The organism is Prevotella communis (assembly GCF_022024115.1).
Classification (GTDB): Bacteria; Bacteroidota; Bacteroidia; order Bacteroidales; family Bacteroidaceae; genus Prevotella; species Prevotella communis.
In genome coordinates this window covers 2,634,780-2,648,276 of record NZ_CP091792.1, presented here as the reverse complement: position 1 = coordinate 2,648,276, position 13,497 = coordinate 2,634,780, and the positions used below count along the sequence as shown (strand labels likewise).

The following is a 13,497-nucleotide window of genomic DNA, read 5'->3' as shown; positions in this document are numbered from 1 at the left end:
TGCTGCGTTTAACGACAAGCAAAATCATCAATGACGTGGCAAAGGTACAAATAAAATCTGAGAAAATCACTCCTTTTGGAGGAATATTTCATGTGAGAGAGCTTTTATTTTGGCGTTGCGAAAATACTTACAACTTGTTTATCCACTCTGCGATGTCGCTGAGTACTTCGGGCGATATGGTTTCCTCTATTTGTCGGTACTCATAGGGCTGGCCCGTGGCGCTGTGCTGGAAGAGGTGGTTCAGGCCGGGGTATTCCTTTGTCTGGTTATACTTCGACTTGGGCAGCAGGCGCTGAATAGCGGTAAGATTGAGCGAGGAAATGACCTGCCAGTCGCGGTCGCCATTGAGGGCAAAGACAGGGCAGCGCGTGGCGGCAATGTCGGCAGAGGGGTCATAGTTGTTAAACCATTGGAACCAGGGGATATCCTGGATTTTGGGATCTTTTCGGATTTGCTCTGCCGTGACGGTGGCTGGCAGTCCCGACATCTCCATTACTTTGTTTTGCTGCGATGCACCCAGCGTGTCTCCCTTCACTCCAGGACCTGCCAGAGAGACCAGAAAGTCGGTCTTTCCCTGTGCGCCAAGGATGAAGGCGATAGCACCACCTTCGCTGTGACCTATGATGCCGACCTTGGCGAAGGCCTTGCGGCTGCGCAGATATGCCAGTCCGGCGGCGGCATCGCGGGCGAAGTCCTCGGTGGTGGCATTCCTTACGTCGCCGCCCTTGGAGGCTCCCGTGGCACGGTCGTCATAGCGCAATGAGGCGATGCCCTGGCGTGCCAGATAGTCGGCAATGACCAGGAAAGGCTTGTGCTCGTAGATTTCCTCGTCGCGGTTCTCCTGACCGCTGCCCGTGACAAACAGGACAACGAGGGGCTTCTTTTTCGACTTGGGATGATAGCCTACGGGCCATGTCAGCGTTCCCGCCAGCGTGGCGCCGTCGCGCTCGTTGCGGAACGTCACCTCCTCGGTAGTATACGGGAATGGCGGCTGTGGATTCTGCGGACGTTTGGGTTCCTCCGTACTCTTGGTGAGCACCAGCGGCAGCGACATGCCGTTCTGCTTGAACGTGCCCACAATCTTGCCGTCCTTCAGGCGTCCGCTGTAAGAAGCGTTGATGCCTCTGACACTTACTGCCAGCGAGTCGTCGGACAGGAAATCGTTGCTGCACGGTATGCCATTGGCGCTCTGGTCGGGACTGTCCATCGTCACTTTCACACGGCCGTCGGCCTGCTTCAGATGGAACACCAGCGTCAGTTTGCCAACGCCTAGGTCAAGTTTGCCCGTCCATGAGCCGATGAGGTCAACTTGTGCCTCTGCTGTAAGTGCGGCCAGGACGAGGAAAAGTGTGGACAGGAGGATTTTCTTCATACCACTTCGATGCCTTGCTCCTCGCAGAGCTTCAGGCTCATTTCCTTCAACTTGAACTTCTGAATCTTGCCAGAGCCGGTGAGGGGGAACTGGTCGATGAAGAAGACGTACTTTGGAATCTTGTAGCGGGCAATCTTGCCGCGGCAGAAGAGCTGCACATCCTCGGCAGTCATCTTGGCACCTTCTTCCAGAATGATGAAGGCTCCTACGGCCTCGCCATATTTCTTGGAAGGTACGGCTGCTACCTGCACATCGCGGATGCCGGGCATATGATAGAGGAACTCCTCGATTTCGCGGGGATAGATGTTCTCACCACCGCGGATAATCATATCCTTGATACGACCTGTGATCTTGTAGAAGCCTTGCTCGTCTTTTACGCCCAGGTCGCCTGAGTGGAGATAGCCGTTTTTGTCGATAACCTCAGCGGTGGCGGTGGGGTTCTTGTAGTAGCCCTTCATCACGTTGAAGCCCTTGCAGCACATCTCGCCCTGCACGCCAACGGGACACTCCTCGCCGGTCTCGGGGTCGAGCACCTTGACATCGACAAAGGGGAAGTCGCGGCCTACGGTGGTGCAACGCTGTTCGAAGGTGTCGTTCAGGCAGGTCTGGGTCATACCGGGTGACGACTCTGTGAGGCCGTACACGCTGGTGATGGTCATGAACATCTTCTCGCTGACCTGCTTCATCAGTTCCACAGGACAGAGTGAGCCTGCCATGATACCCGTGCGCAGACAACTGAGGTCGAACATGGAGAACATGGGGTGGTTGAGCTCGGCAATAAACATGGTGGGCACGCCATAGACGGCCGTACAGCGCTCCTTATGGATAGAGGCGAGCACCACGAGGGGATCGAACTTCTCGACCATCACCTCCGTGCAGCCGTGGGTCAGGCAGTTCATCGTGGCGAGCACCACGCCGAAGCAGTGGAACAGGGGCACGCAGACGCAGAGCTTGTCGTCCTGGGTGAAGCCCATGTTCTCGCCCGTGAAATAACCGTCGTTGGAGATACCGTAGTGGGTCAGCATGACGCCCTTGGGGAAGCCCGTGGTACCAGAGGTGTACTGCATGTTGCACACGTCGTGGCAGCTGACATTCTTCTTCATCTCGTTGAGCACACCGTCTTCTATGTTCTGACCAAGAAGCAGCAGTTCGGCGGTGTTGTACATGCCGCGGTATTTCTCCATACCGATATAGACCACATTCTTCAGGTAGGGGAACTGCTTGCTGTTCAGATGACCGCGTTCGCAGTTTTTCAGCTCGGGCAACATGGTGTAGGTCATATCGACGTAGTTACAATCCCATGTACCATCGGTAATACAAAGCACCTCCATATCGGAGTCCTTACAGAGATACTCCAGCTCGTTTTGCTTATAGTTGGTGTTTACCGTCACAAGCACGGCGCCAATCTTGGCTGTGGCATAGAGGAAGGTGAGCCAGTCGGGCACGTTGGTGGCCCAGATACCTACGTTGGAGCCTTTCTTTACGCCGATGGATATCAGACCTTTTGCCAGATTATCCACGCGCTCGTTGAATTGCGACCAGGTGAAGCGCAGGTCGCGGTCTGAGTAAACAATATATTCTTTGTCTGGGGTTGTCTCTGCCCAGTATTCCAGCCAATCGCCCAGAGTGCGTTCCCATAAGTGGTAGCCTTCACTTCCTGTCTCTGCAGGGTATGTTCTATCAGGCAACGGACGGCCTGCCATATCGTACTTTACATCACTCATCTTAATCCTTAATTTTTAATGTTTAACCTTTAATGTCTGATGCATTAAAATGGAATGTAAACTACGGCCAGAATCTTGGCGCTTTTGCCTGGGGCACCGTGCACGTGGTGGTTCACAATGCTGTCGTAGAAGATGGAGTCGCCCTCGTTCAGATGATAGGTCTCCTTGCCATAGACAATCTCTACCTCGCCCTGCATCACGTAGATAAACTCCTCGCCTTCGTGGGCTGAGAGTTGGAAAGAGGGGGTGTCCTCGGGATTGATGTCAATCACGAAGGGCTCCATGTGGCGACCGGCTTTCTGCTGAGCCAGGGGGTGATACTCCATGTGTTTGCGGGCATCGGTGGCTCCATTGGAGAAGCTGATGCTGCGCGTGGCTTCGCGTTCGGCAGCACGGCATACCACGGGGCCTAATGCGTCATTGTCGTCCATGAAGGTGCCCAGACGTACGCCAAGGGCACGGGCAATCTTGATGAGCGGACCTAGTGAGGGTAGGTTTTGATCGTTTTCTATGGATGTTATCTGCTCTACGGTAAGGCCGCTACGTTCTGCAATCTCTTCAAGCGAGAGATTCTTGCTCTCTCTGAGTCCCTTGATTTTGGAACCGACAAATGTGTTACAATTAGACATAAACTTACAATTTTCTAGTTTTTGAAACGCAAAGGTAATAAAATTGTTGGAAAAACAATTATTTTTTTCGAAGATTAACATAAAAGGGTGTTTTTTTTGATATATATATCGGGCCTTTGTATTGTGCTTTTTGCTCCTTCTATATTTTTTTACACAAAAGATGAAAATCATTGCAATAATTTCTGGATTTGTGTGTATATATTAGTAGAAGACGTCAAGAAATGGAGCAAGTAACAGAAAACCTGATTCGCGACCTGCAACATCACCAGCCTGCTGCCTGCCAATGGCTGCTAAAGACCTATGGTCCTGCGGTGTATCGCATGATACAGCGTATTGTGGTGTGTCGCGAGGATGCTGAGGAGGTCTATCAGGACGTGTTTGTCAGGGCCTTACGAGGCATTGAGGGCTTTAACAGAAGTCAGTCGTCGTTTGCCACATGGCTTAAGAGCATTGCCTATCACGAGTCGCTCAACTTTGTCAGGGGCAAGAGGCCCGGCATCATATCGATGGACGATGGCTGTTGGGGCATTGACGAGATGGGGGAGCCTGAGGATGCGTTGCAGAACGAACAGACCATCCAGCAGTTGGAAAAGGCGCTTGACAGGCTGTCGCCCCATGAACAGGCCGTGGTGAGCATGTTTTACTATGACAATATGAGCCTGGCCGACATCGCTTTTGTTACTGGCTCAAACACCTCTACCGTAGGCTCGCAACTGAGTCGGATACGCAAGAAACTCTACAGAATGATTAAAAAAGCTGAAGTATGAACAACATCAGAGATGATAAGAACCTGCAAGAGGCTGTCAACAGGCGCGAGCAGCGGCTGGAGCCGATGTCTGCCGACCTGAACGACAGGTTGATGGGGAACCTCGCAACCCCTCCTTTTCAAAAGGAGAGGGGGCTAAAGCGCAAGTGGATGTATGGTGCTGTGGCTATTGCTGCCAGCATTCTCCTGCTGGTGCTGGTGAATTTCTCGCAAACGTCGTCTGACGAGGCTCCGCTCTTGGCGCAGCAGACTCCGGAAAAGCCATTGCCGGCCCTGTCGGAACCCGTGATAGAGGACTCAAAGGCTGAGATGCAGACCCTTGAGCAACCTGCTGCGGAGCAGTCGGTGACGCAACGGGAGGATACGGCTTCAGAGCTGCAAGAAACTGTCGCTGCGTCAACGGATAAAGTGGAGCGCCCTCGTCGCACCTCCCCGCAGACTATCCCCAATATCGCATCGCCCAGAGGCGAGTTGCTCCTTGCTTCGACATCGAAAATGGCTGTGGGCAGGCGTTATGATATCGGTTGGACCCCTCATACCACTTCTGGTGATGGCGAGGACGATGGTTTGAATCTTGCTGGCGGGAAGGGCAAGAGTGGGGTGCCAGAGGGATGGAAGGACTTGAAGAACTGGAGCGATCAGCAAATTGTACGCCGAGACCTCACGAAGAAGGAAAGGAAACAGATGGCGGTGCTTGGTGCCATTGCCGATAAGTACTGGCATATCGACATCACCTCGATGAACACCATGCGCTATGGTTCAAAAATGGTTTCCACCGATTTCTTTCTGGAACTTCGTGGCGACACGCTGCGTAGTTATCTGCCCTATCTGGGACAGGTGCAGAGCGCTCCCTCGCTGTCGCCTACCATAGGGCTGAACTTCGAGGAGCGTGTGCGTCAGTATCAGGAGAGCAACCCCAAGGGGAAATACACGCAGATAGACATCGACGTGAAGACCAAGGAGGACACCTACCACTATGTGGTTGATATCTACGACTCTGGTGAAGCGTTTATTCGTGTGCGCTCGCTGAACCGCGACCCCATCAGTTTCGACGGTACATTAGAAACCAAATATTAAAACCCCATAAACATATGAGAAAATTTTTAGCCATCACCATCATGGCGATCATGGCCAGCATGGCCTCTGCCCAGAAGGGCGTCACGTTTGTGGTCGACGAGAACCTCGCACCCGTAAAAGAAAAGGTTCCTATGGAAGAATTGCTGGAGAGTGGAGACAAGGCGCTCAGGCGTATCTTTAGCGAAGAGGGCGTACCTGGTGACACCCACGCCATGATAGCCAGAAGCTTTGCCGACAACGAGAAGTTCTTCACCATCACAGGCAAGGATGTGTTCTTCCAAACCATTGTGAGGGCCTATGCCGAGCATCGTCCGCTAGTGCTCTCGCCCGATATGATGTGGGTGCTTGTCAGTCAGGGCTTTGCCCGCTATGTCAATGCCCATCCCGACCAGATGCGCAATCAGTTGGTGGCCCATAATGGTAAAATGGACCTCGTGGTGCAGTCCAATAAGGACCTGCTTTCTAGTGATGCCGAATGGGAGAAGTTGATAAGCGATTTTACGGCGCAGATCAACGACAACACTAGGGGCGACATTGCCCAGACCATCACCGCCGACTTCTCTACCACGGGCACCACAGAGCGTATCACCTCGCAGATTACGCTGATGGAGACCGTGAAGAGCTATTTCGACTGTGTGGTAGTCCGCATAGCCTGTGGCATTCCGACTATCACGCTTACAGGTACGCCTCAGGACTGGCAGAAAGTTGTGGAGAAAACGCAGCAATTGGAGAAGTACGGCGTGGGCGACTGGACACAGAACCTCATCCCCATCCTCACGGAGTTTGTTAAAGCCTCTGAGGGCAAGCCCAACCAAGCCTTCTGGCAGAAGATGGTGAAGAAGCAGCGTGTTGATAAGTTGGATGGCGGCGGATGCATTCCCGGACACCCCACAGAACTGGATGGCTGGATTCTCAAGTTCTTCCCTGACGAGAATGGCTTGACGCTCGACCAAGTGCCAAACACACACAAGATGCCATCAGAGCGTGTGTATGTGGACTTTAAATATCAGATTACCAATCCTGCTGACGGTACTGTCCTTTCAGAGACTCCACTACAGCTCGTGGCCGGTTTCATAGGAGCTGATGTGGACCTTAAGACGGGTGCCATGAAACCAAAGGTGGGCTGGGTGGTGAGGCAGATGGAAGGCAGCGACAGTATTGTGAAGCGACTCCAGAAAATGGACAGCGGTGATGGTCTTTTCTCTGGCATCGAGTTGCGCGTGAACAAAGTGCCTGAGCATTTTGCCCAGTTGCCATACATAAAGAAGCTGACCCTCTATTTTACTAATGAAGTGGAACTGCCCGACTGGTTCTTCAACTTGAAGATTGACCGTCTGTCCATATATGGCAAGATCAAGGAAGAGATGGAAGACGCCATCTGGAAATCTTTCCCCAACGCCGCCATTAACGGGGAATGGAAGTATCGAGAAACAGAAAACAATCGGTGACCAGTTTCTGCTTCATTTATAATAAGTGAGGGCACTCGAAATAGATTCGGGTGCCCTCTTATAAATACACGGTGCGTTGGGTCGTGACTACTTGGCTATGCGGACCTGCGTCTGATGTCCGTCATAGTTGACTGACTGCTGCTTACCATCGGGGGTGATAATGGTGAACTGGCGCTTGGTGAGCATGCCGGGATAACTGCCCTTGCGCTCACCGATGGTGAGGGTGCGGGCCTTATCGTTCCACTGGAAGGTGATGGTGGCATACTGCCCCTTCTCGTAGTTGTAGTTGTCGCCCTCGTCCTCATAGAGTGTGAAGCGGCCGTTGGCGCCGGGATAGACGCGCATCTCGAGGTTGTCCCATGCCTTCTCGCCAACATACTGCATCTCAGGACCGAGGGGCAGGATGCTGCCGGCACGTACGAACATAGGCACGCGGTCGAATGTGGTCTCGAGGGTCACGTCCTGACCGCCCTTGTACTGCTTGTTAGTCCAGAAGTCATACCAGGCAGCACCCTTTGGCAGGTACTTCGTGGTGGTTTTGGTGGCGGTGAAGTCGATGGCTCCGGCAGCAGAACCATCGGTCGCATTCTGGCGATTCCAGCCGGTCATGGCATCGGTGCGGATAATCTTCTCCTCGGTATATTGTGCTTTCACGATGGGGGCAGCAAGGATGCTGCGGCCAAACATGAACTCGTCGTTGATATTCCATACTTTCTTGTCGGCTGCAAAATCGCTGAACAGGGGGCGCATATAACTGTCGTTGTTAGAGGTGACCTGCCAAGCGGTGCTGTATAGATATGGTATGAGGCGATAGCGCAGGCGAATCTGCTTCTCGATGGCGTCATAAACGGGCTCGCCCTTCTTACCGAACTGCCATATTTCGCGAGGAGCATCGGCTCCGTGACTGCGGAACACGGGGCAGAACAGTCCGTACTGCATCCAGCGCACGTAGAGTTCCTGGAACTGTGGGTTGCGTGGTGCAGAACCGCTGCCTTTTGTGTTGTAGGAGCCACAGAAGAATCCACCGATGTCAGTATTGAAATTGGGATTGCCCGTCAGAGAATAGCTCAGTCCGGCAGGCACCTGCTTGCGCAGCATGTCCCAGGAGGAGTTGACATCGCCGCTCCACATATTTGAGCCGTAGTGCTGCTGACCGGCATAACTGGAACGTGTCATGATGAAGACACGCTTCTGGCCATAGTCCTTGCGCTGTGCCTGATAGATGCCGCGGACGGTCTCTAGGGGGAAGGCGTTGCGCTGTGAGCGCCAGGTGCCACCATAGACCTTATGGGCATAGTCGCTCTCACGCGGATTGAAGAAGTCGGGGTCGGTAGAGTCCATCCACCAGGCATCGGTACCATAGTCGTAGAGGGTCTTCAGGTATTTCCAGTAGATGGCGCGGGCTTCGGGATGGAAGGCGTCATAGACCTTTACGCCCGAGGGATACTTCATGACGGGAGGCCAGATGTGAGAGATGCCGCTCTGGGGCCAGGTCTCGAAAGGCATGAGCAGACCTTTCTCGTTGAGCTCGCGATACTGCTGGGTCATGGGACCGAAGCTGGCCCAGATGCTAATCATGAAATGTGCATGCTTGCGATGCACGTTCTGTATCATCTGTTTGCCGTTGGAGAAATCTTCTGCAAGGAAATCCATTGCATTCCACAGATAGTTGGAGCCCCAGTACTGCCAGTCTTGGATGATGCCGTCGAGAGGCACGTTCAAGGCGCGATACTGGTCAACGATGCCCTCGGTCTCGGCGGCACTCTTATAGCGCTCTTTGGACTGCCAGAAGCCGTAGGTCCACAGAGGGAACATCGGTACGTCGCCGCTGAGATAGCGCATCTGGGCAATGACGCCGTCGGCATTCTTGCCATACATGAAATAATAGTCCACGCCGTTGCCTACCTCGGCATCGAAGGTCATCCCCTCGGCATTGTCTTCAAAGAGGGTGGGAGAGTAGTTCTCCCAGTAGATGCCGTAGCCCTTGATGCTTTGGAGCACATTCTGGAAGTCTTCAAGGTTGGACTGCTCCATGCGTTTCTTCTCGCCGCGGCGGTTCATCTTGCCGTTCTGGATGGTGCCCAGTCCGTAGATGGCCTCGTCCTTGTCGAGGGTGAAGGTCTGACGTGCCTCAAGCACGTCACACTCCTTCTCCTTGAGCAGCACCTTTCCCTTGGCTGTGAGGAAGGTGAGGTTGCCCTTGGCATCCTGCTTCACGGTGAGTTCCTTACTGGAGGTGGTGTTGCCTTTCTTCGTGACAGCCACGTCCTGGGGCTTTGCCGTCACCACCAGTGTCTTGGTGGGCTGACCCTTTACCACGTGTACGATACTGGGCGTGATGAATTCAATCTTCACGTCCTGCGCCTGGGCTTCTGCCAGACCGATAGCCATAATGGCTAAAGATAATAGCTTTTTCATTTTTATGTAGTTGTTAGTTATGAGAGTTATTTAACAAGGAACTTCTTGTTGTTTCTGATATAGATATTTCCAGGATGGGCGTCGCCCGTGACCTTCATGCCTGAGAGGGCATAGACAGCATCACCGGCATTTCTTGAAACGGCAGGTGCCTGAATGGCCGACAACTCTTCTTCGCTGGCTGTATGGATGCTCAGGTCAGAAAGGGTGACGTTGACGGAAGCATCCTTGCGGGTAATGGTCAGACGGTATTCGCCCCATCCATCCTCTACCTTGAAGAGGAGGTTGATATCGCCGTTGATGGCCACAGTCTCGTCGATAATGGTGTTCTTTGCGCCTGTCAGCTTCTGCAGTTTTACGGCGATGGTCTTGTCGGCATCACCCTCGGCCTTGAAATGCAGTTTGTAGTTGCCGTTATTGAACTGAAGGGTGCGATACACGTTCTGCTTGGTGTTGGTATCGGGTGTTTGGCCGAAGTACAGCACGTAGGTACTGCTGTAGAGTGTTATGCCATGTTTCTTGGGCTCGAATCCCTCGGTCTCGATACGCGGACGCCATTTCAGGGTGGTGTCGCAAGGCGTGTCGAGGGTGTACTGCTTGAAGAAGTTCCACATGGTCTTTGCAGAATTGCCGTCCTCTGTGTTTGCGGTATAATCGTTGTGCCCCATACCGTCAACCTCGTAGTATACATAAGGGAAACTGCCTTCGCCAGCCTCGTAGACACTCTTGTCGTATTTGCCGGAAACGTTGGTCTTCTGAGGTACGGGGTTGGCACCAAGGCGAGCCACCATCTCGTCCACAATCGTAGGCATGAGTGAGTATTTCACAAAGTCATCGTTCTTGCCGTGGATATGCAGGAAGGGCACGGGGCGCCATCCGGCATGACGGAAGTGGAACTCGTTGAGCTGGAATCCACTGATAGAAGCAAAGGCTGCAAAGACATCGCTGCAGGCATTGGTCATGGCGTAGGTCATCATACCGCCATTGGAGAAGCCACAGCAGTAGATGCGCTTGCGGTCAATGGTGTAGGTCTTGGCCACATCCTCGATAACAGCCATGAGGAACTTGGCATCATCGTTGAACTCGCCAGAGGCATCCCAACCCGTAACCGTTCCTCCGAATACAGGGAAATAGATGTCCTTGCCCTGAGGATAGACCACGATGCAGCCTGCCTGGTCGGCAACGCCGGTGCCAAACGGACTTCTGTCGGTGCTATGGCCGCTGGCGCCATGGAGTGACACCACCAGCGGACAGTTGTCTGTGGCGTTGTTGGGAACGTAGAGCTGGTACTTACGTGTCTCACCATTGACGGTGATGTTGACATTCTTGTCAACCTTGGCAGCTTGTGTCATCACGGTGCAGCATACGGTTGCGAAAATGATAAATAATTTCTTCATAGTTTTTATTTAGTGCTTGATAATTTTCTTGCCGTTGATGATGTTGAGGCCCTTCTGGGGAGCAGAGAGCCGCTGACCTAATATGTTATGGGTCTTATGGGTCTTATGGGGCTGATGGGCGTTGTGGGCGTTGTGGATGCCGGTTGACTTATAATTTTTTTCGTAGATGCGGTATTTGCCGCCTGGTACGGTCTGGAGATCGTATTCGTAAACTTTCTTGACTGTCAGCGAGGGCTTTTCGCTTAGCGATTTGGCCAGCAGGGGCTCCTTGATGTCAGCAGGGGCATAGAGCGGGTTGGGACAGTCGCCCTCAGCAGGAGTCAGTCCTTCGCCCTCCAGCTCTACGTAGGAGCGCAGACGGGCCGTGCCGCCAATGGCAGAACGCAGTACGGCAGCGGTGAGCTTGCCTTCTTTCCACTCCATGTCTACCTCGAAGGCACCTCTGGCTTTCAGTCCGCTGATGCTACCTTCTTTCCATGCGCTTGGCAGGGCGGGCAACAGGTGGATGGCGCCATCATGACTCTGCAACAGCATCTCTGCGATACCTGCCGTGGCACCGAAGTTGCCGTCGATCTGGAAGGGCGGGTGCGCATCAAAGAGGTTGGGGTAGGTACGGCCGTTGGGATACTGGCTGGTGACATCATCGGATGGCAGCAGACGGAGCATATTCTTCAGGATGGTGAGGGCATGGGTGCCGTCGAGCATACGTGCCCAGAAACAGATCTTCCATCCCAGACTCCAGCCTGTGGCAGCATCACCACGGTCTGTCAGGGTCTGTTTGGCAGCAGCATAGAGTTCGTTATGGTTGAACGGTGAAATCTGGTTGGAGGGGAACAGGCCGTAGAGGTGGGAGATATGACGGTGCTGCATCTCGCTGCCATCGGCATCGATGAGCCACTCCTGCAACTGTTTCCTGCTGCCAATCTGCATGGGAGGAATCTTTGAGATCTGGGTCTTGAGCTTTGCGATGTATTCTTCGTCCTCGCCCAGTATCTCTGCAGCTTTCAACGTGTTTGTCAGGGCATCAAACACAATCTGGTTGTCCATGGTGCAGCCGGCGGTAACGGGTGTGGACTTGCCGGCAGGACCCTGTTCGGGACTTACCGACGGCACCACAACGAGCCAGTTGTACTTATCCTCTGCCGTGATATTCTTCGCAAAGACACAGTCCTCAGGAATAGGTTGCATGTAGTCCATGTAGAAGTCGGCCGTGCCCTTGATGACGGGGTACCACTCGCGCAGGAACTCTACGTCGCCTGTATAGAGGTAGTGCTGCCAGAGGTGGGTGGCCAACCAGGCGCCGCCATTGGGATACATACCCCAGAAAGCACCGTCGACAGGTCCGGCAATACGCCAGATGTCCGTGTTGTGATGGGCTACCCATCCGCCACACCGGTACATATTCTTTGCAGTCTTCGCACCCGTTTCGCTCAGGTCGCGTATCATGGAGAAGAACGGCTTGTTGGTCTCTGTAAGGTTGCACACCTCCGAGGGCCAGTAGTTCATCTCGGCGTTGATGTTGATGGTGTATTTTGAGTCCCAGGGGGCATCCTTCAGGTTATTCCACAAGCCCTGCAGGTTGGCAGGCTGACTGCCAGGCTGACTGGACGAGATGAGCAGGTAGCGGCCATAGTTGAAGAGCAGGGCCACCATGCCCCAGTCGGTACTTCCGTAAAACTTGTCCAGACGTTTCTCGGTGGTGAGCTGGCTGTTGGTCTGGGATGATGGCAGCCAGAGGCGCACGCGGTCGTATTGCTTCTGGTAAGCCTCCACATGGCGGCTCAGCAGTTCGTCGTAGTTGTGCTTCAGGGCTGAGTTCAGATACGACAGCGCCTTGGCAGACCCCTTGCCAGATGTATTGTTATACTTGAGATAATTGGTGGCAGCCGATATGTAGATGGTTGCCCAGGTATAGTCCTTCACCGTGACGGCACTTGACGTGCCATAGGTCACCTCGCCATCGCTCTCCACACGATAGCGCAGGTAGCCCTTGAGTTTATAGGCTACGCCTTCGTGGTCTACACCCGTGATGATGGAAAGCCATCCGTCGTCACTTTTTGACGCACTTCTGGTGAAGTCGGAAATGATGTGGCGCAGGGTGAAACTGGAAAGTGTGTCGGCCTCCAGACGGACAACGATGATGCTGTCGGGCATCGTGGCAAAGGCGGTACGACGGTAGTGGTGCCCATGATGCTCGAAAGAGACGGTAGAGAGTGCCTTCTGCAGGTCGAGCTCACGACGATAGTTGGTCACCTCAGCGTCTGTGATATTGTCGTGGGTCATCCTCAGACTGCCCAGATGCAGGTATTTCTGGCCGTGGGGACCTTTGATGAATTGCTGGTTAATCAGGTCCTCAGCCTTCTTCTCCTGTCCGTTGAAGATATAGTTGCGCACTGTGGCCAAGTTGGATGCGGCTGTACTGCTGTTATTATTATGGGGACCTCCGCTCCAGAAAGAGTCTTCGTTGAGCTGGATCTCATCGACGCGCGGTCCGCCGTATATCATACCGCCTATACGGCCATTACCAATAGGCAGGGCCTCGAGCCATATCTTTGCGGGCTTGTTGTCCCACAGACGGTTGGTGTTGTCGATGTCCTGGGCTGCTATCTGACTGCAGAAGCCCAGAAACGTCAGAAGGGTGAGGGTGATTCTTTTCATTGTTGTGACAG

Annotated in this window: 9 protein-coding genes; 3 read left to right on the top strand and 6 right to left on the bottom strand. The window is 53.5% G+C overall.

What is annotated here, in order from left to right:
- Positions 1 to 127: 127 nt before the first annotated feature.
- The 3 genes from L6468_RS11085 to L6468_RS11075 are packed head-to-tail and all read right to left on the bottom strand — an operon-like array spanning position 128 to position 3,725.
- Complete coding sequence (locus L6468_RS11085; RefSeq protein WP_237793282.1) at positions 128 to 1,372, bottom strand: alpha/beta hydrolase; 1,245 nt, start codon at positions 1,370 to 1,372, stop codon at positions 128 to 130.
- Positions 1,369 to 3,096, bottom strand: a complete 1,728-nt coding sequence (locus tag L6468_RS11080; RefSeq protein WP_373277378.1) for an AMP-binding protein — start codon at positions 3,094 to 3,096, stop codon at positions 1,369 to 1,371. Before L6468_RS11080 ends, L6468_RS11085 begins: the two co-directional genes overlap by 4 nt.
- Before the next feature lie 44 nt (positions 3,097 to 3,140).
- On the bottom strand, positions 3,141 to 3,725 hold the full coding sequence (locus tag L6468_RS11075) for a helix-turn-helix domain-containing protein (protein ID WP_091817047.1): 585 nt from the start codon (positions 3,723 to 3,725) through the stop codon (positions 3,141 to 3,143).
- Positions 3,726 to 3,946: 221 nt separating this feature from the next.
- On the opposite strand from L6468_RS11075, the gene L6468_RS11070 reads away from it, so the two are divergent.
- From L6468_RS11070 to L6468_RS11060, 3 genes are read left to right on the top strand one after another with little or no spacing between them, the layout of a single operon-like run.
- Complete coding sequence (locus L6468_RS11070; RefSeq protein WP_091817050.1) at positions 3,947 to 4,492, top strand: RNA polymerase sigma factor; 546 nt, start codon at positions 3,947 to 3,949, stop codon at positions 4,490 to 4,492.
- Positions 4,489 to 5,568: a DUF4251 domain-containing protein gene (locus L6468_RS11065; RefSeq protein ID WP_237793281.1), complete on the top strand. Its 1,080-nt coding sequence runs from the start codon at positions 4,489 to 4,491 to the stop codon at positions 5,566 to 5,568. The genes L6468_RS11070 and L6468_RS11065 overlap by 4 nt, the downstream gene beginning before the upstream one ends.
- 14 nt (positions 5,569 to 5,582) lie before the next feature.
- On the top strand, positions 5,583 to 7,016 hold the full coding sequence (locus L6468_RS11060) for a DUF4419 domain-containing protein (protein WP_237793280.1): 1,434 nt from the start codon (positions 5,583 to 5,585) through the stop codon (positions 7,014 to 7,016).
- Positions 7,017 to 7,103: 87 nt separating this feature from the next.
- Here L6468_RS11060 and L6468_RS11055 read toward each other — a convergent pair whose 3' ends face one another.
- From L6468_RS11055 to L6468_RS11045, 3 genes are read right to left on the bottom strand one after another with little or no spacing between them, the layout of a single operon-like run.
- Positions 7,104 to 9,434 carry a glycoside hydrolase family 31 protein gene (locus L6468_RS11055; protein ID WP_237793279.1) on the bottom strand — a complete coding sequence of 777 codons (2,331 nt, stop codon included), beginning with the start codon at positions 9,432 to 9,434 and terminating at the stop codon, positions 7,104 to 7,106.
- A gap of 26 nt (positions 9,435 to 9,460) precedes the next feature.
- Positions 9,461 to 10,828 carry a CE1 family esterase gene (locus L6468_RS11050; protein WP_237793278.1) on the bottom strand — a complete coding sequence of 456 codons (1,368 nt, stop codon included), beginning with the start codon at positions 10,826 to 10,828 and terminating at the stop codon, positions 9,461 to 9,463.
- A 9-nt stretch (positions 10,829 to 10,837) separates the two neighbouring features.
- Entirely contained in the window at positions 10,838 to 13,486 is a 2,649-nt protein-coding gene (locus tag L6468_RS11045) for a glycosyl hydrolase family 95 catalytic domain-containing protein (RefSeq protein ID WP_237793277.1), read from the bottom strand.
- Positions 13,487 to 13,497: the final 11 nt, after the last annotated feature.

Coding starts and splice junctions, on each gene's coding strand:
- L6468_RS11085 (WP_237793282.1), bottom strand. CDS start 1,372: ATGAAGAAAATCCTCCTGTCCACACTTTTCCTCGTCCTGGCCGCACTT.
- L6468_RS11080 (WP_373277378.1), bottom strand. CDS start 3,096: ATGAGTGATGTAAAGTACGATATGGCAGGCCGTCCGTTGCCTGATAGA.
- L6468_RS11075 (WP_091817047.1), bottom strand. CDS start 3,725: ATGTCTAATTGTAACACATTTGTCGGTTCCAAAATCAAGGGACTCAGA.
- L6468_RS11070 (WP_091817050.1), top strand. CDS start 3,947: ATGGAGCAAGTAACAGAAAACCTGATTCGCGACCTGCAACATCACCAG.
- L6468_RS11065 (WP_237793281.1), top strand. CDS start 4,489: ATGAACAACATCAGAGATGATAAGAACCTGCAAGAGGCTGTCAACAGG.
- L6468_RS11060 (WP_237793280.1), top strand. CDS start 5,583: ATGAGAAAATTTTTAGCCATCACCATCATGGCGATCATGGCCAGCATG.
- L6468_RS11055 (WP_237793279.1), bottom strand. CDS start 9,434: ATGAAAAAGCTATTATCTTTAGCCATTATGGCTATCGGTCTGGCAGAA.
- L6468_RS11050 (WP_237793278.1), bottom strand. CDS start 10,828: ATGAAGAAATTATTTATCATTTTCGCAACCGTATGCTGCACCGTGATG.
- L6468_RS11045 (WP_237793277.1), bottom strand. CDS start 13,486: ATGAAAAGAATCACCCTCACCCTTCTGACGTTTCTGGGCTTCTGCAGT.